Source organism: Streptosporangium lutulentum (assembly GCF_030811455.1).
Taxonomy (GTDB): Bacteria; Actinomycetota; Actinomycetes; order Streptosporangiales; family Streptosporangiaceae; genus Streptosporangium; species Streptosporangium lutulentum.
Genome location: NZ_JAUSQU010000001.1, coordinates 235,056 through 258,825, shown reverse-complemented (window position 1 = coordinate 258,825; position 23,770 = coordinate 235,056). Strand labels below are relative to the sequence as shown.

General features: G+C 68.9%; 21 protein-coding genes and 1 pseudogene. 4 read left to right on the top strand and 18 right to left on the bottom strand.

Annotated elements, in window-relative coordinates:
• Positions 1 to 200: 200 nt before the first annotated feature.
• From J2853_RS01100 to J2853_RS47735, 3 genes and pseudogenes are all read right to left on the bottom strand, one after another.
• On the bottom strand, positions 201 to 1,067 hold the full coding sequence (locus J2853_RS01100) for a sulfotransferase family protein (protein ID WP_307553974.1): 867 nt from the start codon (positions 1,065 to 1,067) through the stop codon (positions 201 to 203).
• Between the two features lie 250 nt (positions 1,068 to 1,317).
• Positions 1,318 to 1,683, bottom strand: coding sequence for an MmcQ/YjbR family DNA-binding protein (locus J2853_RS01095; protein WP_307553972.1), 366 nt, complete (start codon positions 1,681 to 1,683; stop codon positions 1,318 to 1,320).
• A 77-nt stretch (positions 1,684 to 1,760) separates the two neighbouring features.
• Positions 1,761 to 2,005, bottom strand: a pseudogene (locus J2853_RS47735) (ISL3 family transposase); the annotation flags it as partial.
• Positions 2,006 to 2,460: 455 nt separating this feature from the next.
• Here J2853_RS47735 and J2853_RS01090 point away from each other — a divergent pair.
• A complete protein-coding gene (locus tag J2853_RS01090; RefSeq protein ID WP_307553970.1) occupies positions 2,461 to 3,048 on the top strand; it encodes a CAP domain-containing protein in 588 nt (195 codons plus the stop codon).
• Positions 3,049 to 3,325: 277 nt separating this feature from the next.
• Here J2853_RS01090 and J2853_RS01085 read toward each other — a convergent pair whose 3' ends face one another.
• The 9 genes from J2853_RS01085 to J2853_RS01045 all read right to left on the bottom strand — a co-directional run bounded on the left by J2853_RS01085 (position 3,326) and on the right by J2853_RS01045 (position 16,385).
• On the bottom strand, positions 3,326 to 3,781 hold the full coding sequence (locus J2853_RS01085) for a HEAT repeat domain-containing protein (protein ID WP_307553968.1): 456 nt from the start codon (positions 3,779 to 3,781) through the stop codon (positions 3,326 to 3,328).
• Positions 3,782 to 3,791: 10 nt separating this feature from the next.
• Positions 3,792 to 4,469 carry a hypothetical protein gene (locus tag J2853_RS01080; RefSeq protein ID WP_307553966.1) on the bottom strand — a complete coding sequence of 226 codons (678 nt, stop codon included), beginning with the start codon at positions 4,467 to 4,469 and terminating at the stop codon, positions 3,792 to 3,794.
• Between the two features lie 3 nt (positions 4,470 to 4,472).
• The gene (locus J2853_RS01075) at positions 4,473 to 5,312 is read right to left on the bottom strand and encodes a hypothetical protein (RefSeq protein WP_307553964.1); all 840 of its coding nucleotides are present in this window, start codon (positions 5,310 to 5,312) and stop codon (positions 4,473 to 4,475) included.
• A 654-nt stretch (positions 5,313 to 5,966) separates the two neighbouring features.
• Complete coding sequence (locus J2853_RS01070) at positions 5,967 to 7,607, bottom strand: GMC oxidoreductase (RefSeq protein ID WP_307553962.1); 1,641 nt, start codon at positions 7,605 to 7,607, stop codon at positions 5,967 to 5,969.
• A 492-nt stretch (positions 7,608 to 8,099) separates the two neighbouring features.
• A complete protein-coding gene (locus J2853_RS01065) occupies positions 8,100 to 9,113 on the bottom strand; it encodes a TolB family protein (RefSeq protein WP_307553960.1) in 1,014 nt (337 codons plus the stop codon).
• Positions 9,110 to 10,381: an MFS transporter gene (locus J2853_RS01060; RefSeq protein ID WP_307553957.1), complete on the bottom strand. Its 1,272-nt coding sequence runs from the start codon at positions 10,379 to 10,381 to the stop codon at positions 9,110 to 9,112. Before J2853_RS01060 ends, J2853_RS01065 begins: the two co-directional genes overlap by 4 nt.
• Before the next feature lie 92 nt (positions 10,382 to 10,473).
• Positions 10,474 to 11,880, bottom strand: coding sequence for a CBM96 family carbohydrate-binding protein (locus tag J2853_RS01055; RefSeq protein WP_307553956.1), 1,407 nt, complete (start codon positions 11,878 to 11,880; stop codon positions 10,474 to 10,476).
• A 596-nt stretch (positions 11,881 to 12,476) separates the two neighbouring features.
• Positions 12,477 to 14,594, bottom strand: coding sequence for an elongation factor G (gene fusA / locus J2853_RS01050; RefSeq protein WP_307553954.1), 2,118 nt, complete (start codon positions 14,592 to 14,594; stop codon positions 12,477 to 12,479).
• Positions 14,595 to 15,182: 588 nt separating this feature from the next.
• Positions 15,183 to 16,385 carry an erythromycin esterase family protein gene (locus tag J2853_RS01045; protein ID WP_307553952.1) on the bottom strand — a complete coding sequence of 401 codons (1,203 nt, stop codon included), beginning with the start codon at positions 16,383 to 16,385 and terminating at the stop codon, positions 15,183 to 15,185.
• Positions 16,386 to 16,704: 319 nt separating this feature from the next.
• Here J2853_RS01045 and J2853_RS01040 point away from each other — a divergent pair, with 319 nt between their 5' ends.
• Both J2853_RS01040 and J2853_RS01035 read left to right on the top strand, forming a co-directional pair.
• Positions 16,705 to 17,484, top strand: coding sequence for a methylenetetrahydrofolate reductase (locus tag J2853_RS01040; protein ID WP_307553950.1), 780 nt, complete (start codon positions 16,705 to 16,707; stop codon positions 17,482 to 17,484).
• Positions 17,485 to 17,702: 218 nt separating this feature from the next.
• Positions 17,703 to 18,152, top strand: coding sequence for a universal stress protein (locus tag J2853_RS01035; RefSeq protein ID WP_307553948.1), 450 nt, complete (start codon positions 17,703 to 17,705; stop codon positions 18,150 to 18,152).
• 144 nt (positions 18,153 to 18,296) lie between these two features.
• Here J2853_RS01035 and J2853_RS01030 read toward each other — a convergent pair whose 3' ends face one another.
• Entirely contained in the window at positions 18,297 to 19,175 is an 879-nt protein-coding gene (locus J2853_RS01030) for a sigma-70 family RNA polymerase sigma factor (protein WP_307553946.1), read from the bottom strand.
• 83 nt (positions 19,176 to 19,258) lie between these two features.
• On the opposite strand from J2853_RS01030, the gene J2853_RS01025 reads away from it, so the two are divergent.
• Complete coding sequence (locus J2853_RS01025; RefSeq protein ID WP_307553944.1) at positions 19,259 to 19,708, top strand: carboxymuconolactone decarboxylase family protein; 450 nt, start codon at positions 19,259 to 19,261, stop codon at positions 19,706 to 19,708.
• A 170-nt stretch (positions 19,709 to 19,878) separates the two neighbouring features.
• On the opposite strand, the gene J2853_RS01020 is transcribed toward J2853_RS01025, so the two are convergent.
• The 5 genes from J2853_RS01020 to J2853_RS01000 all read right to left on the bottom strand — a co-directional run bounded on the left by J2853_RS01020 (position 19,879) and on the right by J2853_RS01000 (position 23,745).
• On the bottom strand, positions 19,879 to 20,625 hold the full coding sequence (locus tag J2853_RS01020; protein ID WP_307553941.1) for a GntR family transcriptional regulator: 747 nt from the start codon (positions 20,623 to 20,625) through the stop codon (positions 19,879 to 19,881).
• Between the two features lie 7 nt (positions 20,626 to 20,632).
• A complete protein-coding gene (gene trpA, locus J2853_RS01015; protein ID WP_307553939.1) occupies positions 20,633 to 21,406 on the bottom strand; it encodes a tryptophan synthase subunit alpha in 774 nt (257 codons plus the stop codon).
• Positions 21,403 to 22,620: a tryptophan synthase subunit beta gene (trpB, locus tag J2853_RS01010; protein WP_307553937.1), complete on the bottom strand. Its 1,218-nt coding sequence runs from the start codon at positions 22,618 to 22,620 to the stop codon at positions 21,403 to 21,405. Before trpB ends, trpA begins: the two co-directional genes overlap by 4 nt.
• A 640-nt stretch (positions 22,621 to 23,260) precedes the next feature.
• Positions 23,261 to 23,599, bottom strand: coding sequence for a transcriptional regulator (locus tag J2853_RS01005; RefSeq protein ID WP_307553935.1), 339 nt, complete (start codon positions 23,597 to 23,599; stop codon positions 23,261 to 23,263).
• Positions 23,596 to 23,745 (bottom strand): hypothetical protein, encoded by a 150-nt coding sequence (locus J2853_RS01000; RefSeq protein WP_307553934.1) that lies wholly within the window; start codon positions 23,743 to 23,745, stop codon positions 23,596 to 23,598. Before J2853_RS01000 ends, J2853_RS01005 begins: the two co-directional genes overlap by 4 nt.
• Between the last annotated feature and the right edge of the window lie 25 nt (positions 23,746 to 23,770).

Here is a 23,770-nt window from a genome sequence, read left to right as displayed (position 1 = left end):
CCGCGCGGGGTCATCACCGCGCGGGGTTCGTCGCCGCGCGGGGTTCACTTCCGCGCGGGGTTCACTTCCGCGCGGGGTTCACTTCCGCGCGGGGTTCACTTCCGCGCGGGGTTCACTTCCGCCGTGCACAGGCACTCGCCTCTTCCGGGCTCCGGGCCCGCGCATGGCGGCCTTCGTCCGGCGGCCCCGTTCAGAGGCGATCAGTCGCCCAGATACCCCCAGGCCTCGCAGATCGGCAGAAGGTCCTGCGGCACCTCGTCCGGTCGCGGGAGGGGACGGCCGGGCTGCACGCTCCCCGTGCGGATCTTCTCCTTCCAGTCGCCGATGCCCTTGACGAACCCGCCGTGCTCGTGTTCTCCGTAGGAGAGCATGCCCGGCTCCCAGGGCACGTCGAGGAAGCCGCAGATGCGGCGCAGCGTCTCCTCCGGCGACTGGGTCAGGTCCTCGTAGGTCACGGTGAGCCCGTCGAACGCCTTGCGGGCGTCCTCGACGGCCCGCATGAAGCGGACGGTGTGGCGCACCGCCTCCTCCATCGGCCGCTCAGCCGGGTCGCCCTCGTGCCAGGACCGGGCGATGGACGCCGGATGCCGCAGAAGAAAGATGAAGCGGGCGTCGGGCCAGCAGGTGGCGATGCGTTTCCAGGCGAACGAATTGCTCGGTGTCTTGTCGACGATGAACGGTTTCCCGCTCCTTGCCAGCTCCCGGTGGAGCATTCGATCCCAGAGAATGTGCTCGATGTCACTCTGGTTGTGGCCGAGCGCCTCCATCGCCTGCTGCACGGGGTCGGTGGTCAGGTTCACCGTGAGCCGTCGGATGTGCATCTCGTGCGGTGCGTGGAGCTGCGAATGACTGTTGAGCAGAACCCGGAGCAGGGTAGACCCGGAGCGTGGCGGAGACAGCACAAAAACCGGCGCTGTGAGCAGGCGATCCACCGCCGGGTCGGCCGGAGGCCGGATCTCCGGAGCGGGAGGGGGGGCGGGAGCCGGTGGCTGCCGGCTCGTCGTCTTCTTGAACCGGTATCCGGTCGCCTCTTCCAGGGCCACGTTGACCTTGCTTTTCCAACCCATGGCAAGAACCGTAGCGAAGCTACCTCAAAGCAACCTTGGAGGGGGACGACTGGAACCTTCTCTTCCGCCCGTCGCCCAGATCCCTCTGACCTGGAAATACGGATCGGGGTCCGCCGGCGGCGGCAGGGCCTGCCCCCCGGTCGGGCCCCGCCGAGGGTCGCACCCACCTGACATCGGATCACGCCGTGGGTGCGACCTCCTCAACGTTTCGGCGACGACGTCCGCGCGCCACGACGATCAGGCGGTGACGTCAGAAGTCGACGCGCGGCCTGCCGGACCCGGCCTCGTGCGCGTCGACCAGTTGTCTGGGAGCCGTCAGGCACCAGGCCTCGTTGACCAGCTCGAACAGCTCCTCAGAGTCGATCTTCCCCAGGTGCACCACGACCCAGCCGAACCGGCCCGCGGTGAACTGGACCTCGAACACCTCCGGCCGCTCCGCCACCATCGCGATCTGCTCTTCGATCGTGGCCTTGAGCCCCACGGTCTCCGTCTTCTCCCAGAGGTAACCGAACCCCTTACCGTGCACCTTCAGGGAGACCCAGCCGTCGCTGTCGTGCTGCTTGACCTCGGGCAGCTTGCCCAGCATCTCCAGGAACTCACCAACGCTCACACCCATGGCCCACATGTATCAGAGCACTCCGACAATTCTCCTCCCGTCGACGGCGATCGGAGACGACCAAGACTTCCCCGCCGCCGGCCGATCGCTTCGGTGCAGGCGCCCGGGTCGTCCCGGCACACGATCCGCACCCTGGGATGGGCACGAAGCCAGGCCTCCGGGACAGCAGCGGTGCGGCCGGGCAGAACATCGACGCGCTCGCGGATCTCGGCGTCGATCAGCACGGGGCATAGCGGTGACGCAGGGCGAGGTCTTCCACCCCCAGAGCTCGAGGTCCGCGTGGCGGAGGCAAGGGCAGGCGCAACAGGACGCGCGGGGCGGTACAGGGACAGGGGGATCAGTCGCGCGGGGGACTGGGGCACGCTGCTCCACTTCCTCTCCCCCGGTGAGGAGCGGACGTGGAGCACATTTCAGAGTTGGCGTCGCGCCGGGCCCGTCACTCCCACACCGGCCTTTGGGGGTGGATCCCGCCACGTATCGCAATGGGCCTGGACACCTTGGCCAAAACCCGCAGGTGAGGGTTGCATACGACACGCCGCAGCGAAACCCCATTCCGTAGTCACTTACCGCTTAACCTGCAGAAACAGGATCACGCGAAGGTCCACTCAGGCACTGTCAGCATGAATGTGACGGCTGTGCGGGCCAATGGTGCTTGCCTTGCGCGGGCGAAGCGGTCAGTACGGTCAGGCATCCCCTGACATCTGATCAACCAGTTCGGGGGAGAACGCAATGAGAAGTCGTGGATCTCGGGCACGGGCCGCAGTGGCCTTCACATCGGTGAGCGTGCTGTCGGCCACGCTCATCCAGGTCGATGCTTCGCCGGCCGCCGCCGCCCCGCCGAACTGCAACCTTTCGCTGGCCGACTACGACCGAGGTCCCTTCAGCCCACACCAGCACTACTTCCTCGAAAACCTCGTGGTTGCTCGGGCGACAGCGTGCCTCATCAACGCCGAGCGAGCAAAGGCCGGACTGCCGGCACTCTCGCTTTCCGATCCCCTGGCGAGGGCGGCGGCCAGGCACACGGTAGCCAGCGTGGCTCAGAAGTGGTGGACGGGTGGGGCAGACAAGCACATCAATCCGGCGACCCGTTCAACACCCACCATTCGCATCAACGCCGAGGGCTACTGCCCCTCCTATACGTCGCGGAGGTATGCGGAGATCGCCTTCGCCGGCGCGGGCAGCGGCGCGAATACCCCGAGGAGGGCCGTCACCGAGTGGATGGGAAGCAATACTCATCGACCCATCATCCTGAATCCGGCATTCAGGGATTTCGGGGTAGGGGTTCGCCCCGGGTCGGCAAACCCAACTCACACGGCCAGGCCGAACGCCACCTACGTTGCGACCTTCGGGTTCTGTCAGCGATAGCGCGATGACTGCCGTTCATCGCAATGCTGGACGACGTCCGAGTGCCGCGTTCGGGCGGCGGCCGACTCGCCTCCAATGGGTGGTGGCCACGGATCCTCGCCACCCATCGTTCCAAGAAATACTCAGCTTCGCCTTTTTCCCGTTGTTCTGCCTCAACATCGTCCGAAGACTCCGGCTGGCCGGACCATGTACGAAGTCCGCCTTCCCTCGTCTCGATACGTCGCTGAGCACTTGCCGGCACATCATCCCTCATCTGCGGCAGGGATTTCCCGAGGCTTCATGAAGGGAGTTGTTCGGCGATCCGGTGGGCGAGCTCCCGGAGCGCGGGCACCTGTTCGGTGGACGCGAGCGCCTCTACTTGACCTCTCAGGCCGTGTGGCTTAACCGCCTGGAGCGACCTTAATGTCCATTTTCGAACACCAAGGTCAGGATCGGTCAGCAGCCGGCCTATCAGTTCGCCCGCTAGCTTTGGGTGGCGCTGAAGCGATGCCGCTGCTGCAACTCGGACCACTGGATCTTGGTGGATGGCAGCCCGCTCCAGCGCCGCCCGTGCCGATTCCGAGCTGAGGAACCCCGCCAACGATGCCGCCTTGGCGGCGAGTTCCACATCGTCGGCCTGGACAAGCTCTGCCAGGATCGGCGCCGCCTCTGCTCCCAAGTGCTGTGCCGCGTCGGGATAGTTGGGTTCGTCCGGCCGCAGCGCGCTGAGGACGTCTTCTCTGTTAACTGACATGGCGTCACCTTCAAGTGAGTGGTGATGAGCGCATGGTTGTGACCTCCGTGTTGATGAGATCAGGCGGTGGATTTGTGATGGAGGCGGTCCCGCGCCCAGTCATCAGCCGATCCAGTAAAGGAGAGGGAGCACCCGGATTTGGAGGCGGCGGATCATCGACGTGCCGAAGCCCAAGGACGTGCCCGATCTCATGGGCTAACGTCCATTGTGTTGCTCCCCGCGTTACGACTGCACCCGGTCGGCCGGTCGGATGGTTGGCGCAGCCGTTCGACCCTGGGTTCGTGGTACGAACAAAGTAGATCACGATATCGTTGATGCCAACATTGTTGCGGTTGGCGAACAACGTGGTCTGCTCAGCGGTAGGAGTGCCACCCATTATGCAGGTGCCCGTGTCCAGGTCGCGCAGCATTGCGAATGCGTTGCCGCCCAGGTCTTCTCGACTGCCGACTCGCACGCCGACGTTGGCGGTATTGTAAACAGTACGCATTGAGACGAGCATTGTTCGGACGGGAACATTTGGTTCCGAAAGAGACTTCAGGTGAAGTGTTACGCATTCGGTGTGCGGACAAGGCGCATCGCGAAGAAACGCCCGCAGCGATAGCGGAAAGCTCATGCCGGCGTCCCTGGCAAGCTTGCGGACACTGACCGGCAGGCGATCGACCCGGCAGGAATCAGACAAGTTCGGCATGGATCATCCCAAGCCGACGAGGACGAGGACCAGGCCGGTGCCTAAGGCCAGCGGTGACAATGCCTTCCCGAGCACGGCACCAAACGAAGCGTTGCGGTCCACCGCGGCCATGGCGTGTCCTGGTGTCGACGACGTGGTCAACAGGTCACCGACCCGGATGGGGTGCAGAGAGGCGTCGCTCTGGCACCAGACCTTGCCCACGACTGCGAGCGCACACCGCCCAGCCTCCGCTTCGGGCTCGTGCCCATGTGGGCCGCGGTCGAGGATGAGCGCCGGCTTACGGTCGCCCGCACCGGAGACCACGCCAACCACACGGGTGTCGTAGGGGCCCGTGCACGGTGCGAGGGCACCTTCCTCATCAAGGACAACGACACTGCCGGGGCCGACGCCAGCGCCACCGCCCTCCTGCCTGGTGACGTCAAACTGCTCGGCTACGTCCGCGCCGGCCAGCACGAGGTCGCCGGTGACCACCACGTTGCCCTCGAAGTGTCCGGCAGGTACGCCTCGGCCGAAGACCCCGGGCCCATTGTTTCCAAGCTGGAAGCCACAGACCGCGGCCTTGCCCGGCGCTCGTGCGACCCCCTTGACGCCGTCACCGCCGCCCTTGCCGTCGCCCATGACAGCAGCCGCGCCAGAACTGGCCGGGGCGTGAGTCTCGCCGTACACTCCCAGCCACGTTTGACTGACCCCCACGACGCCGGTACCGATTGCGTCGCCCATGACTCCATGGCCGCCGTCCGTGCTCTTGCTCGTGCCGACGACACCCATCCACGAACTGCTTTGGCCCCACACCGCAGTGCCATTTTCCTTGCTGACCACCGGATCATTTTCGAAGGTAGGCATTGTGCTCTCCTCTCGAATTGGCATACGCGGGCAGCCGCTCGAATCCAAGATGTGAGCGACCGTCCCCCATTACGGCCGATAATCCAACGTGAGTGACCGTCTCCCTGTTACGGCCAGTGATTCAGGATTCCGACTTCGGCCAGGTCGCCTTCGGTTCCCCTCTATGGAGAGATATCCGCCTGCCCTGTCGGTGTCAATGGCACTCCAATGAATACGGGCGTCGTTGACAGCGGGAGAGGACTCAGCGGTCTCGGGAGTCTCTACAGAATCCGGCGGATCACCCACACGTGCGCGTTTCAGCGACATATGAAAATTGGATCAGGAACAGATTTCGCGATCGGGACTGTAGAAAAAACGGCTCTGTCGCAGATTCGGTGGTGACGGTACATCTCATCGCATCACGCTGAGTCATGCTTGATGTCGGTGAACTCGTGAAGGTGGTGCTCTCAGGGTTATCGCCGCTGATCGTGTTGGAACACGCCGCCCACGCCACCCGGACCGTCGATTCCGGCACCTCACCAACGGGACGGGGACGCAAAGACACGGCAGAACCTTCCTCACGCACTGTCTGCGAGAGGCTTCCTCCATCGCGCCACGTCAACAGCGACCACGACTCGAGTCGGCCGACAGAGTCCTTTCAGGGTGGGGAGCACGTCAAAGGTCGGTGGCTATGATCTTTTCGATGTTCCGTTCGGCGAGCGCCGTGATCGTGACGAACGGGTTGACGCTGGTGTTGCCGGGGATCAGCGAGCCGTCGATGACGTACAGGCCGGGATAGCCGCCGAGCCGGCCGTAGTTGTCGGTGGCCCTGTTCAGCACCGCGCCGCCGAGCGGGTGGTAGGTGAGGTGATCACCCCAGATCTTGTAGACGCCGAAGAGGTCGGTCCGGTAGATCGTCCCCTCCTTCGCGTTGATCTTGTCAAAGATCGTCTTGGCCATGGTGACGGACGGCTGCTTCCAGGCGGCCTGCCAGTTCAGGTCGACCTTGCCCGTCGCGGCGTTCCAGGAGAACTGGGCACGGTTCGGATTCTTGGTGATCGACAGGTAGAACGAGGCGAAGGTCTCGATCCCCACGGGCAACGGCGCGACCTCGGCGAACACCCCGCCGGCGGTCCAGTTGTCGATGCCGGCGCACGGAATGGTCGACTGAAGACCGCCGGTGGGATCCCACAGGTGGTTGGCGCGGCCGCACATGACGTTGCCGTTGTCGCCCCAGCCCTTGCCCACCTCGTCGTTCAGGCCGGGGAGCACACCGGTGGCCTTCAGCTTGACCAGCAGCTTGCTGGTGCCGACGCTGCCGGCGGCGAAGAACACCCTGTCCGCGGTCACGGTCTTGGTGGTCGTGGTGTCGCCGCCGGTGTCGAGCTGGTCGATGACGACGGTGTAGCCGCCGCCCGCCGGCGCGACCGAGGTGACCTGGTGCAGCGGTGAGACGGTCACCCTGCCGGTGGCCTTGGCCTGGGCGAGGTAGGTCCGCTGCAGAGATTTCTTGCCGTGGTTGTTGCCGTAGAGGATCTCCCCGGCCAGCGCCGACTTGGTGGCGGTTCCGGCCGACTCCCGCTCCATGTAGTCCCAGTCGTACACGTTGGGCACGAAGCCGAAGGGGAAGCCGGAACGTCCGGCGTGCTTACGCCCGACCCGGGAGTACTGGTAGCAGGCGGCGGACTCGAACCAGGCCGGGTCGATGGCCCCGACCCCGAGCCCGGCGTTGGCGCGTGGGTAGTAGGTGTCGTACATCTCGTCGGCGTTCACCGACGGGAGGACGGTGCCGAACTCCTCGCGCTTGGGGGTGACCGCCATGCCGCCGTTGACCAGCGAACCACCGCCGACGCCGCGGCCCTGGTAGACCGTGATGCCGCCGAACTCCTCCGCGTCCAGGATCCCGGTGTAGCGGGAGATGTTCCTGTCGATCGGGAAGCCGAGGAAGTAGTTGAGGGGCTGTTTGGTCCGGGTGCGCAGCCAGTAGGACCGGTGGTCCGGTGCGAGCGTGCTACAGAAGATCTTGCCGTCGGGGCCGGGGGTGTCCCAGGCCATCCCCATCTCGACCATGTGCACGTCGACGCCCGCCTGGGCGAGACGGAGGGCTGCGACGGAACCGCCGTATCCGGTGCCGATCACCAGGACCGGGACATGGGCGCCGTCGGCGATCGGAGCGGCCGCGAGGACGGCCTCCGCCTGGGCCGCGGTGGCACGGCCCGCGAGAGCCGCGGCGCCGACTATAGAACCTGTTGCAGTTATGAATCTGCGGCGGGATACACCCTTGGGGTCGATGTCGTCCGAGGTATTGTCGATCATGCAATACTCCCTATTCGACTGGTAAGAACAGGTTCTAACTACTCGCGCCGTGAGCGCCGCACGCCCATGAGCCACCCGCGGTCGATCGCGCACCCGAAGCACCGCCCGCCCGAAGGGGAAGACGGAAGGCCGACGTCGAGGCTCGGTACGCGGCAGGGCCGGCCGAACGCCGGTGCCATGCGGGTCTCTCCGGCAAGGACGGCCTCGCGGGGCCGGCACCGCCCGCAGCCCCGGCAATCATGGACGACATGGCCGGAGACTAACAATCGCTTGGTTGGATGTATAGTGCCGCCGCGACCCCTTCCGCGGCCTGGCCGGTGACCGGCGGACAGAGGGCGCCACGGCTCGTCCACCCGCGGGGTTCTCCGAAGCGGGGCGTCGTCCTGGCCGGAGGACGCCCGATCGTCCTGGCCGGCCCCCTTGCCGAGGGCCTCGCCACGCGAGGACGTCGGGGGCGACGAGCCGTCTCGCGTCGCCCCCGTCCTCACGCGGTCAGAGACCGGGATCGTCCACCGACGGGGAGTTGGCCCCGGAGACGAGCCGCCGGGGGCCGCCGGTTCCGTCCGCGGGGACGGCCCACACGTCGTTGGTGCCGTCGCTGCGCTGCAGGCCGTAGGCGACGGTGTGCTCGTTCAGCCAGATCGCCTGGTCGTCGACACTGCGGCTCTCGGCCAGGGCGACCGTCGCCCTGGTGGCCAGGTCCAGTACGGACAACCGCCAGCCCCGGGCGGGGTCCCCGCCGACGGCGGCCTTGAACGCGATGCGGGTGCCGTCCGGGGAGAGGGAGGGACACTCGACCCCGTCCGTCACGGTCTTGAACGTCCTGGCGGCGAAGTCGCCCTCGATGAGGTAGCGATGCCCGCCGGAGGACATCGTGGCGTAGAACCGGTTGTCGTCGTCGGCGAAGGTGACCCCCCACACGTTCATGTCCGCCGCCTGGTACGGCCGGCCGTTGACCGTGGCCGCGAACCCCTCCACCGACTCGGTCAGCGTGCCGGTGCGGGTGTCGAGAATTCCGGCGCGCGTGGAGAACCCGCCCCCGGAGGAGGAGTAGGAGTGCCCGTCGATGAACAGCGTCCAGGCGACCATCCGGCCGCTGGCGGACACCCGGAGGCGATTGGGAAAACCGGTCAGCGGGATCGACCGCCGTTCCCGGAGAGCTCGATCGAGGACGACGAGCCGGGTGGCGCCGAGCGGATTCACCGGGCGCAGGCAGCCGATGGTGTCCCCGGCCGCAAAAGCGCGGTCGCACCGCTGAGAGGTGAGGTTTCGCGGGCCACCCGGGTCCTGGAGGGAGACGGAGGACAGCACACCGTTGCTGAGCACCTGGATCCGGGGGCCGCCGTCGCGCGCCGTGGCGTCCGCCACCACGCTCGATCCGGTGGGGGCGGACGGGCCGGGACGGGCGCTGACGGCGTAGCCGACGGCCACGACGGCCAGCAGGGCGGCCGCGGAACCGGCGATCACGCCCCGCGCGCGCAGGCTCAGTCCACTCGGTCCGCTCATGACGTCGCCTCCACGGTGGCGGTCGGCCGGTTGATTCCGAACAGGAGGATCGCCGTCGCGACGATCGCGACGCCCCCGGCGAGTACGGCGAACACGCACGCGGCGGTGGGACCCCAGAACTGCCACGCGGCGCCGAAGAAGACGGAGGAGCCGACGTAGGCCACCGCCTGGCAGGTCTGCACCAGCGCGAGGCCGGTCGTGCGCAGGCGTTCGGGCATGAGCGGCGCGGCCAGTGCCATCAGCACCCCGTTGGTCGCGGCGTAGAAGATGCCATAGAGCACGAGCACGGCGACGACGAGCGGCCATCCGCCGACCGGGCCGAGGAGCATCAGATAGACCAGGATCAACGCGCCGTAACCGCCGAGCGTCACCGGAAGCCGTCCGACGCGATCGGCCAGCGCTCCCATCGGAGTGGCGAGCAGGAGATACGACAGGCTCGTGCCCACGGCCAGCAGCGGGAACCAGACGTCGGCCATGTTCTCCCGGTGCCGCAGCAGGAGATACACGAAGCCGTCACCGATGGTGGCCAGCCCGAGCAGGGCGGCGGCGATCATGGCCCTCCTCACGCCCGCGATGCGCAGCAGGCCCGCGGCCTGGCGCGGCGAGAGCGATCCCGCCTGAGGCACCGGCCCGCGGTGGTCCCGGACGAACAGCACCAGGATCAGCACCCCGAACGCCGCGACGCAGAAGCTGGTGACGAACACCGCGTCGTACTGCTGACCGGCCACCGCGAGAACGGCCAGCGCGACCAGCGGGCCGATGAAGGCGCCCACGCCGTCCATCGTCCGATGCACTCCGAAAGCCCTGCCCAACTGGGCCGGCGGGGTGGACAACGTGATCAGCGCGTCGCGAGGGGCGCTGCGCAGTCCCTTGCCCGCGCGGTCCGCGGTGACGGCCAGGCCGATCGCGGCGACCGATCCGCCCGCCGCGAGGAAGCCGAGCTTGGCGACCGCGGAGAGCCCGTAACCGACGCCGGCCACGGCCTTGCGCCGGCGCACCCGGTCGGCCAGGTAGCCGCCGACCAGCCCCAGCAGCACCGTGGCCCCCGTGTAGGCGCCGTCGACGGCGCCGTAGGCGGCGGGGCTGAGCTGGAGACCGATGATGAGATACAGCGGCAGGATCGCGGTGACCATCTCGGAGGAGATGTCGGTGACCATGCTGACGGTGCCGAGCGCGAAGACGTTGGCGCTGACCGCCCCCCGCCGGCGCCGGCCGGTCTCGCCTGGACCGGCGGCCGGCTTCGGACGGCTGATCGTGGACAGATACACGAGCGTGCACACCTTCCCGTAGGTGAGAGGGATGCCGCGCCCGGCGTGCGGTGCACGCCGGGTGCGGCGCCGTGTGACAGACGGATCGTCGATCAGTGACAGGCGGTGGTGCCGCCGTCGGTGAAGGTCTTGCCCGCCTGGGGCACGAACTGCCAGGTGTAGCCGCCTGCGTGAAGGGTGAACTTCACGACGCCGAAGGTGTCGTTGTTACGCACCTGGCTGTTGGGCAGAATCGTGCCGAAGCTGTAGAGACCGGCCCCTCCCGTTCCGATGACGAAGTGCCGGATGCCACGCGTGTTGTCGAGCTGCCCGCTGGGATTCATCGGGGCGAACCGCTCGTACTGGTGGTTGTGGCCCGTGACGATCACGTCGGCGTTGTTGTCGTACAGCGCCTGCACCAGGGGGCTCACCGAGGTGTCGGGCGCGTGGTTCGCGCCTGAGGTGAAGCGCGGGTGGTGCCAGTAGGCGAACGTGCACGCCCTGGAGTTGGCCGCGAGGTCGGCGCGCAGCCACTTCTCCTGCGCCGAGCCCGCGTTGCAGCCGCCCACCGCCGAGCAGTTGGAGTTGAGCGCCACCACGTGCCAGCCGCCGAGGTTGTAGGAGTAGTACCCCTTGGCCGGGTCGCCCGCGGCGGAGCCGAAGTAGGCGTAATGAGCCGAGGCGCCCGGCGTGACGTATTCGTGGTTGCCGGCGACCGGACGGGTGCGCGATTTGAACCGGCCCCACGTGGGCTCGTAGTAAGTGGAGAAGTTCGAGGCCGAGCCGTTCGGGTAGGCCTCGTCGCCCGCGGTGAACACCGTTCCCGGGATGCCGTCCAGCAGGGCGGCGGTCGCGGTGTCTCCGCTGCCGGAGCCGGCGATGTCGCCCGCGCCGACCAGCACCGGGTCACCCGCCGGCGGCGTGGGGGTGGGCGTGGGGGACGGGGCCGCGCCGGTCGTGAGCACCAGCTGCGGAGCGGTGGAGCCGCTCTCGCGCGAGTCGAAGTCCGCGCCGTCGCCGCTGGAGGAGGTGACGCCGATGCTGAAGGAGCCGTTGCCCTTGACGTACGAGCTCACGTCGATCTCGTACCACGCGTTGCGCGTGACGGCACCGAGCGAGCCGAGGGTCGCGCCGTCGATGGCGGGCTGGTTGTTCGAGGTCACCCCGGTCTCCGACCAGCTGACGTTGCTCATCGCGGTGAAGGTGCCGCCGTTGTCGCTCTTCGCACCGAAGACGTCGTCGGTGTGGATCCGGAGCTTCGCGCCGCTGATCCCCGTCAGACCGGAGACGTCGAAGCGCAGGAACATCCGCTTGACCGGTGAGTCGTCCACACCGAGCTGGCCGGAGGTGCCGTAGTTGGTGGTGGCGGAGGTTGTGTCGACGTAGGTGTCGGCGACCGGAGTCAAGGTGGTGGTCGCCGCGTACGCGACCGACGCGTCGCCGAACACCCTGACGACGCTTACGGTGGCCACGCCGGCGGCGACCAGGGCGGTCGCGATCGCGACCTTGCGCCTGAACATTGCCGAAGCCCTCCCATGCTTTGCGGTGGGGGTTGTCTTTGGAGGCGAAACGCACATACACGCCCATACGACCGGATGGCGGCGGACGGTTTGCATCGTGGACGCCGGGCGAACGGACAAAGATCACGACTCGGCTTGTCAAGCTTCACACCTCGGCGGATGGCCACCAGACACCGAGGCGAACCGTGACATCGCGACCGAACCCCCATCCCCGGCCGCCCGAACATTCTTCACACACAGTCACCGGCCGGCACCCCCGACACGCGGTCACGAAACTTTCATGAACAACCGTAAAAGGCAGTACTTCGCATGCGTGGCGGTGCGGCCGGGTGTGAAACCCGTCCGTCGGCCAGGCGCGCCGTGGGGCTGGACCGAGGCGCGCTCCTCACGTGACCGGCGGCATGAGGGCGGCGCCTCGGTCCGGTTCTGCTCCCGGCCGTATTCCTTTACAACGTAGATCAAAAACTTGCCCACCGCCCGTGGACCGGGTTCCGGAAAGCGCGTCGGGCGTGCGGGCGAGTTCCGTGATGACGGCTTCGAGGTCGATCCGGCCGGCGACGGCCCCGCCCATGTGCGGGCGGGGCCGTCGCCGGGTTCTACCGGGGCGGCGTTCCGCTGGACACCTCGCTCGGCACCGGGGCGTACCCGGTGGCCCGGGTGGTGAAGATTCCCCTGCCCTGGGTCCGGCTACGCAACCGGGTCGCGTAGCCGAACAGCTCGGCCAGCGGCACGGTCGCGGTGACCACCACCGTGCCCGCCCGCGAGGTCGAGCCCGAGACCCGGCCGCGCCGTGCCGCCAGGTCCCCCAGCACCCCGCCGATGGCGTCGTCGGGCACGGTGACCGTGACCTCGACCAGCGGTTCGAGGAGCACCATCACGCTGGCGCGCAGTGCCTCCCGCAACGCGAACCGGCCGGCCGTCTGGAACGCCATCTCCGAGGAGTCCTTGGGATGGGTGGCTCCGTCGGTCAGCGTGACCCGCAGGCCGGTCACCGGATGGCCGCCGAGGGGGCCCTCGACCAGGGCGTCCCGGCAACCGGCCTCCACCGCCCGGACGTACTCCCGCGGAACCCGTCCACCGGTGACGGTCGAGCGGAACACGAAGCCCGCCGCGCCGCCGTTGTCACGGGCAGCGTCCGGGGCGATCTCCAGCGGCTCCACGTCGAGGACGACGTGGGCGAACTGACCGGCGCCTCCGTCCTGCTTGACGTGCCGGTACAGCAACCCGGACACCCCGCGGACGACCGTCTCCCGGTAGGCCACCTGCGGCCGGCCGATACTGATCTCAAGCCCGTGAGCACGGCGGATCTTCTCCACCGCGACCTCCAGATGCAGCTCGCCCATCCCCGACAGCACCGTCTGACCGGTCTCGGGGTCGGTCCGGACCACCAGCGACGGATCCTCCTCGGCCAGCCGTGCCAACGCCGACGCGAACCGGCCGGTATCGGTGGACCTGCGGACCTCGACCGCCATGGAGACCACCGGGTCGGCCACGGCCGGTGGTTCGAGGACCAGCGGCGCCGTGAGGGCGCACAGAGTGGCCCCGGCGCGGGCCGCCTTCAGCCCGACCACCGCGACGATGTCCCCGGCCACCGCCCGGTCCACCTCCGTGTGCCGGTCGGCCTGCACCCGCAGGATCCGGCCGACCCGCTCGGTGCGCCGCGCGCCGGCGTCCAGCACCGCGTCCCCCCTCTCGATCGTTCCCGAGTACACCCGCAGGTAGGTCAGCCGCCCGGTGGCGGTCGAACTCACCTTGAAGACCAGCGCGGCGAACGGCGCCGCCGGGTCGGCGGCCCGCTCCTGCACCGTGCCGTCCCGGGTGCCGTCCTGGGTGCCGCGTACCGCCGGCACGTCCAGCGGCGAGGGCAGACAGGCCACGACGGCGTCCAGCAGCGGCTCGATCCCGCGGTTGCGGTAGGCCGATCCGCACAACACCACCACGCCCTCACCGGTACGGGTCAGGTCGCGCAGCGCGACGGCGAGGGTCTGTGCGGAGATCGCCGCCTCCGTGCAGAACTCCTCCAACGCGATCGGGTGCAGTTCGGCCACCGCCTCCTCCAGCAGCCGGCGACGGCGGTGCGCCTCCTCCAGCAGGGCGTCCGGCACCGGGCCCTCCCTGAGCGTGTCGCGGCCGTCGGACCAGGTCAGCGATCGCATGCGCAGCAGGTCCACCACTCCGGTGAACTCCTCCTCCTGCCCGATCGGCAGCTGGACGACCAGCGGGGTCACCCGCAGCCGCTCGCGGATCGACGCGACCGCCGTGTCGAGGTCGGCGCCGGCGCGATCCAGCTTGTTGACGAAGGCGATCCGCGGCACCCCGTACCGGTCGGCCTGCCGCCACACCGACTCGCTCTGCGGCTCGACACCCGCGACGCCGTCGAACACCGCTATCGCGCCGTCGAGCACGCGCAGCGAGCGCTCCACCTCGTCGGAGAAGTCGACGTGGCCCGGAGTGTCGATCAGATTGACCCGGTGATCGTCCCAGACGCAGCTCACCGCCGCGGCGAAGATGGTGATCCCACGATCGCGCTCCTGGGAGTCGAAGTCGGTGACGGTCGTCCCGTTGTGGACCTCGCCACGCTTGTAGGTGGCGCCGGTGACGTACAGGATCCGTTCGGTGATGGTGGTCTTGCCCGCGTCAACGTGGGCGAGGATGCCCAGATTGCGGACGCCGGTCAGCGGGTCGGTGGGATGACGGTGCAGGTTGGTACGCACGGCCTATGGCCCTTCAGAATGATCCGAATAGGACAGCGCGTTTCCCGGACGAAAGAGCCTGAGGTCAGGCCATACGGAAACCCCTGATGAGGCGCGACCGCATCGGGACACACCCGATCGGTCAGCGTGGCATCGAACAGAAAGGGGTCAGACGTTCGTCACGGACGTCCGGTGCGGGCCGCGCGGCCGGCACCGGGCATCAACGAAGACACCAGGATCACCTCGTACCGTGACCGGGGAATGACGACAGCGATGCGATAGCGCACGGCCTGCTCCCCTCACTCGTCAAGGCGCGCGCTGCGACGTCGTGGCAGCGCGTGGTTCGTGGCGAGTGTATTGAACCCGGCGCGGGCGGGAAACCTGTTTTTTCGCCGAAGCCGGTGGCGATCTCGTCGACCACCGGCACCGCCCTCCCCCGGGCCGGCGGCCCACCCCGAGATCCCGCACGCGATCGAGGCCCGCGTGCGGGACCGCGAGCAGCGGGGCAGCCGGATCCCGGCTCGGTCGCGGCTCGATCGCGGCTCGGTCGCGGCTCCGCGGCGGGGACGGCGGCGCCGTCGGTGGTCGTCGCGCCGCGGCTGGAGGAATCTAGCTCCGCGGGACGTCCTTGACGAACACGATCCCGTCGTTTCCGGCCAGGTGGGCCGGGTCCAGCGGGAAGTAGCCGAACCAGGGGGACACGCGGGGGGCGGGCTGCGCGTCGTCGAGGATGGCGGCCAGTCGAGGGGCGTCGACGACGTAGCGGTCCTCCGGGAGCGCGTACAGGAGCCCTTCGACGGTGTCCGGAGGCGGGGCGCCCACACCGTGGTGGCGGATCGTGCCGAGGGCCGTGGCCAGGAAGGCGTACCCCTCGCCCAGGCGGGCGCCGACGAGCGCGCCGGCGCTCCACCACTCCAGCGGCATGCCGCCCAGCCGCATCGTGCTCTTGTCCCGCTGGAGATGCCGGTTGTGGGCGTGGACCAGCGCCGGGCCCCGCTCGGCGAGGGCGAGAAGGTTGGCGGCCATCATCGAGTCCCGCAGGCCCAGCAGCCGCGCCATGCGGCCCGGTGACGTGTCGGCCATCCAGAAGTGGTAGCGCAGCAGTCCGGTGGCGGTGCGCCCGTACAGGCGAGCCCGGTCCCAGTCGTCCCGCGAGGACGCCGCGATCAGGCACGGCGTCTGCGCGTCGAGCAGTGCCACCAGATCGTCGGCGAGCAGCCGCAGCTCCCCGGCCTCGGCCGATCGCCCCATGGACTGGGACGGGTCCATCACCGCGGCGGCATTGGTCCACCGGTCGTCGGCGCCGAGCAGACGGTCGAGCGTTTCCGCGGCGCAAGGGAGCAGGTCCGCGTCCACCCGGGCCGCGAGGTAGTCGTGGAGCCCGACGAGGGCCTGCCGGGGGCTCGCGGCGCCGGTCATCTCCAGCGGGGCGTCGAACCCGGCGAAACGGAGCCGCTCGGACGCGGGCCGGCCGTCGTTGTACGCGCGCATCCAGCGCACGAGCTCGCGGTTGGCCGCCGAGGCGCCGAACCCGTGGCTGAAGCCGCGCTCCATGACCTCGTCGAGGGTGCCCGTGCCCGAGGTGACGTAGTCGTCCACGACCAGGCCCGTCATGCAGTCGCTCTCGATCGTGATCGACCGGTGGCCCTCCTGCTCGACGAGCTGCTGGAAGAGCTCGTTCCGCAGGTCGAGCAGGGTGTCCTCACCGTGGGTGGGCTCGCCCAGTGCGAGCAGCCGCGGCCGGGCCGGCAGCAGTCTCATGACGGCGGCGGCCTCGACGGCATGAGCGGTGTCCTTGATGCCAGGAGTCATGCCTTAAACGGTATCGCTGAACCTTCTGTTGAAACTTTCACGCGATATCGTCAGCCTCCTGGGGTGAAACCCTCAAATCTGGGATCGGCTCAGGCAGATTGACCCGGCGCGCGGGTACGGCAGGGTGTCCCAGCCCACCGCGACGTCCGAGCACGGCAGGGTGTCCGAGCCCACCGCGTCGTTCGGACCCACCGCTCCCGGAGGGCGCCGACGGGCGACGTGGACGGCCGGTCTCCGGACGGCAGCGGCCCGACGCCGGTGTGGACGGCGGAACCATGGGTGAAGTCATCGGCAAGCGCGTTGCCGGTAGGGTCACGACATGCCTGATCGCCGTTTCGAGTTGGTTTGCGAGATCGAACCCCCTACCCGTCCGGACCTGACGCGGGTGCGCCACCAGATCGGCGTCTTGAGCCCGGTGGCGGACTCGTTCCTCATCCCCGACAACCACATCGGGCGGGCGACCGTGTCGAGTGTGGCGGTCGCCCACGAGGTGCAGGCGATGGGTGCCCGCGGCATCGCGTGCCTGAACTCCCGGGACCGCAACCTGCTGGGGCTCCGCAGGGACCTGCTGACGGCCGCCGCGTACGGGGTGGAGCGGTTCTTGTTCGTCTACGGCGACAAGCCCACCGCGGGCGGGCGTACCAGCGACCTGACGGTGCGGAGCATGATCGAGCAAGCACGTGGCGCGGCCGAGGATCCGGCGTTCGCCGGCTGCCGCCCCTTCCAGATCGGCGTCACGTCCGGCCTGCGCCCGGTTCCCGCGTGGAAGAGCGCGGCGGACTTCGTGTTCGTCCAGGTCAGCTACTCGGTTGACGCGCTGCTGCGCTGGCGCGAGAGCGTCTCCCTGCAGGTTCCCGTCTATGCCGGGGTGATGGTGCTGGCCAGCGCGGGCATGGCCCGCAACCTGGCGGCCGCCATCCCGGACATCGACATCCCCGCCCAGCTGGTCGACGACGTCGAGCGAGACCGCGGTGCCGGGGTCGAGGCGGCCTGCGAGCAGATCCTGGCCATTCGCGACAGCGGCGCCTTCGACGGTGTGCACCTGGTGCCGGTCAGCCGATACCGAGAGGTCGCGGCACGCCTCGAACGGGAGCTGTGAACGCCCGATAGCCGTCCGCGGGATCCTTCGGGCTCTCCGCCCACGCGTCCCGCCCGTTGCCCCACCGTTCGGGGGCATGGTGGCCGAACCGGCCGAACGGGCCGTCGTCCTGGTGGCGACGCCTCGTACCGGCCGGTCCCGCCGGCCTTCCGGACCGCCCGCGCGGCTGCGCCACCCCTCGGCACGGGCCTGCACGTGGACGGCCGTAAGCTCAGGCCATGCACGGCTTCGAGATTGGCACCGACGGCCCGAAGGTGATCGTCGTCGGCGTCGACGGCTCAGATACCTCGCTCCGCGCCGGCGCCTACGCGTGGGGGCTCGCTCGCCGCCAGGGCTCCGAGGTGATCTTCGTCTTCGTGGCCGCCCTCGGCACGATCACCGCGTTCATCCCCGATGCCAGCGTGTCGGCCATCCAGGCGCAGGAGCAGGTGGGGGCCGAACTGCTCGAACAGATCGACGATCTCGCGAAGCGTTTCCATCCCCGGGTCCCGTACAGCTTCCGGACCGAACGTGGCGACGTCGCGTCCGTACTGATCAAGGTCGCCGACGAGGTCAGAGCCGATGCCGTGGTCGTGGGCGCCTCGGCCCAGGCCGGTCACCGCATCATGGGGTCGGTGGCGATCCGCCTGGTCCGCGCCGGCCGCTGGCCGGTCACCGTCGTGCCCTGACGCGACGCCCCTTCGCGCGAGCGCCGCGCAGTCACCCGGTGACGAAGCCCCTGGCGCGTGGGACTTTCCAGCCCTCACGCACCCGGTCGGAGTCGTGCGACGAGCGCCGCCTGCCCGCACCGCGGCGACCGCCTCGGCGGTGGCTCACCCCGGATCCGGCAGATCCATCGACGCGAGCCTGGCCGGGTCGGTCACGACCGTGATGCCGGCGATCCGGCCGTCGACGACGGTGAACGCCATGACCGAGAGCGGGGCGCCGTCCTCGCGCCAAGATACGAGCCCGGGAAGGCCGTTGACGAGCACCGCTCGCCCCCGCGCGGCTGCGCCGGCGCCCAGCTGCGCACCGGCCGCGACCCCGGTGGCGCCGAGGGTGACGATCACACCGTCGGGGGTGTCGACGGTCAGCCTCACCTCGGGGTCGAGCACGCGCAGCAGCCCTTCGAAGTCGCCGCGGCGAGCCGCCGCCAGGAAGGCCTGGACGACCTGTCGCTGCTCCCGTCCGGTGGCCGTCGGCCGCTCGGTCGCCTGCACCTTCCTGCGGGCGCGGCTGGCGAGCATCTTGGTGGCGTCGGTGGACTTGCCGAGGATCTGGCCGATCTCGTCGAACGGCACTGCGAACAGGTCGTGCAGTACGAACGCCAGCCGCTCGCTCGGTCCGAGAGACTCGAGGACGACGAGGAGCGCGAGCCCGACCGAGTCGGCGAGCGCCACGTCGTCCTCTGGCGCAGGGCCGTCGTCGACCGTCACGACGAGCTCGGGCAGCCGGTCGTCGTAGGACGCCTCAGGATGGGCCTGGCGCGATCGCAGGACGTCGAGGCTGATCCTGCCGACCACGGTGGTCAGCCAGCCGGCGAGGTTGTGGATGGTCTCCGTGTCCTGGCGGGAGAGCCGCAGCCAGGCCTCCTGGACCGCGTCCTCGGCGTCGGCGTGCGATCCGAGCATCCGGTAGGCGACCGCTCGCAGCCGGTCGCGCTGGGCCTCGAACGCCGCGGCCACCGGGTCCGTCGGGCTGGGGTCGGACATGTTGTTACCTTCCTCGGATCTGCCTCGTCATAGGTGATGACGAGCCCGGACGGGCGCAGGTAACCGATGAAGGGGCAAGACCCATGGAAGCACGTATGAAGAGCACGGCGAATCCCGACGTGTCCACCGCGATCCAGCACCTCTATAAGGCTGTTCACGCCGGTGGCGTCGACCCGCGCTTGCTCGAACTGGTCCACCTGAGGGCCAGCCAGATCAACGGCTGCAGCCCGTGCGTTTTCGCTGGGATCGCGTCGGCCAAGAAGCACGGAGAGACCGATGAGCGGCTGCACAACGTGGTCACGTGGCGCGAGACACCCTTCTTCACCGAGGAGGAGCGGGCCGCGCTCGCGCTGACCGAGGCCGCCACCCGAATCCAGGACGGCGCGCCGGGCGTGACCGACGAGATCTGGGACGTCGCCGCCGCCCACTTCGACGAGAACCAGCTGTCCGCGATCACCCTGAACATCGCGATGACCACCTTCTTCAACACGATCAACCGCACGATCCGCGAGCAGGCAGGCAAGACCTGGTGAGCCGGGGCGGGGCGTCATCCGCCCGGGGTCGCGTCTCCCTGCGATCAAAGGATGACGCCCCGCCGACCGAGACGCCGAGAGCACGGGCCAGACGACGCCGAAGGGGGTGATCGTCAATTGGGGGCGGTGTAAGCGAACACCGCGGTGAGCCACCGAGAAACCGTGGACGGTCAGCGCTGGGAGGCCCAGTGCAGCGACAGGTCCGTGGCCTTGCGCTCGGTCCTGATCTCCATCCACTCGCCGAGGATCGTGGCGTGGTCCATGACGACCAGGGCGCCCTGGTCGTCATAGGTCGCCCGTTCACTGACGAAGACCGGGCTGCCCTCCGGGTGCCGCAGCCGCGCCGCGACCAGGCCGGTGAGCAGGGCCGGCCTGACCCGTTCGGTCGCCCGGTGCACTCGCGCGCCGACGTCGGTGAGCGCGGTGTACAGCGGGGTCTCGGTGAAGTCGGTCCCCTTGATCGCTGAGGCGTGCGGCTCGATGATCCAGGAGATCTGGTGAACGGCGGGCTGACCCAGCAGATGCCGTACGCGTGCCAGCCGGAGGGCCCGGCGGCCGGCCGGCGCGTCGCCCAGCAGCCGGGTGAGCGAGCGCGGGGCCTGCCGGATCGCGGCCGACAGCACCTCGGTCCGCAGGGGGTAACCCTGCCTGCGCAGATCGTCGCCGAGACTGCGCAGCGTGTCGAGGGGGTACTCCGCGCTGGCCGGCGTCACATAAGTGCCGCGGCCGGCCCGCTGGACGATCAGACCCTCGCCGCTGAGGACCTGCAACGCCTGCCGCAGCGTCATCATCGTCACGCCGTAGAGGGCGCTGAGCTCACGCTGCGCGGGCAACGCCTCGCCCGCGCGGTAGTGGCCCGACTTGATCTTTTGGGTCAGGTCGTCGGCGATGGCGCGGTAGCGGGGCGTACTGCTCATCTGACTCCTAGGCGAGTGCGCGTCGAATGCTCGCCACATATTCTCCCAGTTCGTGTGGCCGGGCGCCGTCGAGGAGCTTGCGCATCAGCGCCGAAGCCACCACGACACCGTCGGCATGACCCGCCAGCTCGGCGGCCTGCGCCGGGTTGGAGACTCCGAAACCGAACAGGACCGGCCGGTCGGTGAGTCCCTTGAGCTCGCGGCCGAGCCGGGCGGCCTGTTCGGGAATCTCGCCGCGCTCGCCGGTGGTGCCCATGTGGGTCAGGGCGTAGACGAAGCCCCGGCTGCGCTCGGTGATCTCACGCAGTTCGGCCCGGGAGGAGGACGGAGCGGCGAGCAGTACGAGATCCAGGCCCTCGGCCGCCGCGGCGTCCGCCAGCTCCCCGACCTCCTCCAGGGGTGAGTCGGGCACGATCAGCCCGCGCAGCCCGCTCGCGGTGAGCGCCGCGCAGAACTCCGCGGCGCTCCGCTGCACCACCAGATTGCTGTAGGTCATCGCGATGAGCGGCACGTCGACGTCGAGCGTCGCGACCTCCTTGAGGATCCCCCTGACCGTGGTCCCGGCCGCGATCGCCCGGCCTGCGGCCTCCTGGATCGTGACGCCGTCCAGCATGGGATCGGAGAAGGGGAAGCCCAGCTCGACGGCGTCGGCTCCGGCGTCGGCGTAGGCGTGGACGACGTCCGTCCACCCGGGGGTGACCCCGGCGGTGACGTAGGGCACCAGCAGGGGACGCCCCGCGCCACGGCGTGCGATCAGGAATTCTTCCAGGGACTCGGTCACAGCAGCTCCTTGATGGAGGCGATGTCCTTGTCTCCCCTGCCGGAGAGAGTCAGCATCACGGTCGACCCCGGCGCGATCTCGCCGGACTTGGCGGCCCGGATCACCCAGGCCACGGCGTGCGAGGACTCCAGCGCGGCCAGGATCCCCTCGGTGCGGGCCAGGCACAGCAGCGCCTGGACGACCTCTTCGTCGTTCACGGTCTCGTAGCGGGCACGCCCTCCATCGCGTAGATGGGCGTGCTCGGGGCCGATCCCCGGGTAGTCGAGGCCGGCCGCGACCGAATGGGCCTCCGTCACCTGGCCGTCCTCGTCCTGGAGGACCAGCGAGCGGAAGCCGTGCAGCACCCCGACCCTGCCGAAGGTCGCCGCCGCGCCGCCCTCGGCCTCGACCCCGACGAGCCGGGCGGTGGTGTCGGCGAAGCCGGCGAACGTGCCCGCGGCGTTGGAGCCGCCGCCGACGCAGGCGACCACGTAGTCGGGCACACCGACGGGGAGTTCGGCGGCGCACTGGGCGCGGGCCTCCTCACCGATCACCCGCTGGAACTCGCGCACCATCCACGGATAGGGATGCGGGCCCATCACCGACCCGATGCAGTAGTAGGAGTCGTCCACCGACGACACCCAGTGCCGCATCGCCTCGTTGCAGGCGTCCTTGAGGGTGCGGCTCCCGGTCGTGACCGGCACGACCTCCGCGCCCAGCACGTTCATCCGCAGAACGTTGAGCTCCTGCCGTTCGATGTCGCGCTCGCCCATGAACACGGTCGCCTTGAGGCCCAGGAGCGCCGCGGCGGTGGCCGTGGCGACGCCGTGCTGGCCTGCGCCGGTCTCGGCCAGCAGCCGTTCCTTGCCCATGCGGTGAGCGAGCAGCGCCTGGCCGATCACATTGTTGATCTTGTGTGAGCCGGTGTGCGCGAGGTCCTCGCGTTTGAGGAACAGGGTGATGCCGAGCTCATGGGAGAGCCTCCAGGCGGGGGTCAGCGGAGTGGGCCGACCGGCGTAGACCGTGAGCAGGGTGTCGAGCCTGCCGCGGAACTCGGGGTCGCTCCAGGCCTCACGAAACGCCGCCTCGATCTCGTGACAAGCCGGGATCAGCGACTCCGGCACGTACCGACCGCCGTAGGTCCCGAACCGGCCGGTGGCGCCGGGGTCGCTCATCGCGCGGGCGGCGGCGGGCACCGCGACGCCCTGCCGACCGGACCAGGACATCTCTCCCATGAGCGCCTTCTCCCCCTACTGTTCTAGAACACTCTGTTCTAGAACAGTAACCCATGACCGCCGGTTGGCAAGCTCCGGATCCCGGGAACCCCGGTGGCGATCGCGGAAAATCCAGCGAACCCGCCTCTGACACCTGCACTTTCACGATCTCCGGCACATCGGGAACACGATCGCGATCGGCTCGGGCGCGAGCCTCAAAGACCTCACGGAGCGGATGAGACACGACTCCGTACGCGCGGCCTTCTGGAGCCTGTTCTGAATTCGGATCTTCAGGCGGGCCGGAGGATTCACATCCGAACGACGGCGCCCCGCAGGTGGAGCCCGGCCAGGTAACTCTCCGCCGTTTTGCCGAGGTGGCCTTCTGCGGGCGCTACGCCCCGCAGAGGCAGTCGCGGATCCGGCGGACGCGCTCCGGTGGTACGGCAGTGGCCGCCGATGAAGGCCGCGCTCGCCGCACACCACCCACCGGCTCCGACCTGGGCGTACGGTCCACGCCTGCCCACTGGCGTCCGGCCCCGTCCCCGTCGTTGTCACCCGGCTGGTCACTCAAGTACGACACGCGGCCAGACTGCGCGGCAGCAACGCGAAAGTCCGCAAGGAGAGAAGAACAAGGGAACCGCAGCATCCATCATGGACACGATCACCCAGTACGGCGACCGCGAGGCATATCGAGCACCATGGCAGAGTCGCCGAAATCTGCCACGATCTTGAGCTGACCTCCGAGCGCCGTCACATAAGCGGCCAAGGTGGCAACTTCGCTGATCACGCCACTCTCGATCTGCGAGATGCGGGCCTGTGACACGCCCATCGCCTGAGCGACATCCTCCTGCCGCAGGCCAAGCTTGCGTCTGGCTTCAGCGAGTTGGTAGGCGCGCTGACGAGCTACCAGCTCATCGCGGAGTTGGGCGACCTCCTGCTCGTCGCCGGGCTGGACAAGCTCAGCACGCAGTTCCTCCCATGTCACCGCCTGATCGCTCATTGTTCCCTCTCCTCGAGGTACCGGGCAAAACGCACCTCTGCCGCTTTGATCGCCACGTCATACCAACCGCTCCAGTCACCCGACCTGTCTCCGGCGACCAGGAACACAGCTTGACGCCAAGGGTCGAAAACGAAGAGCAGTCGCACTTCGCTCCGCCCGCTGGATCCGGGT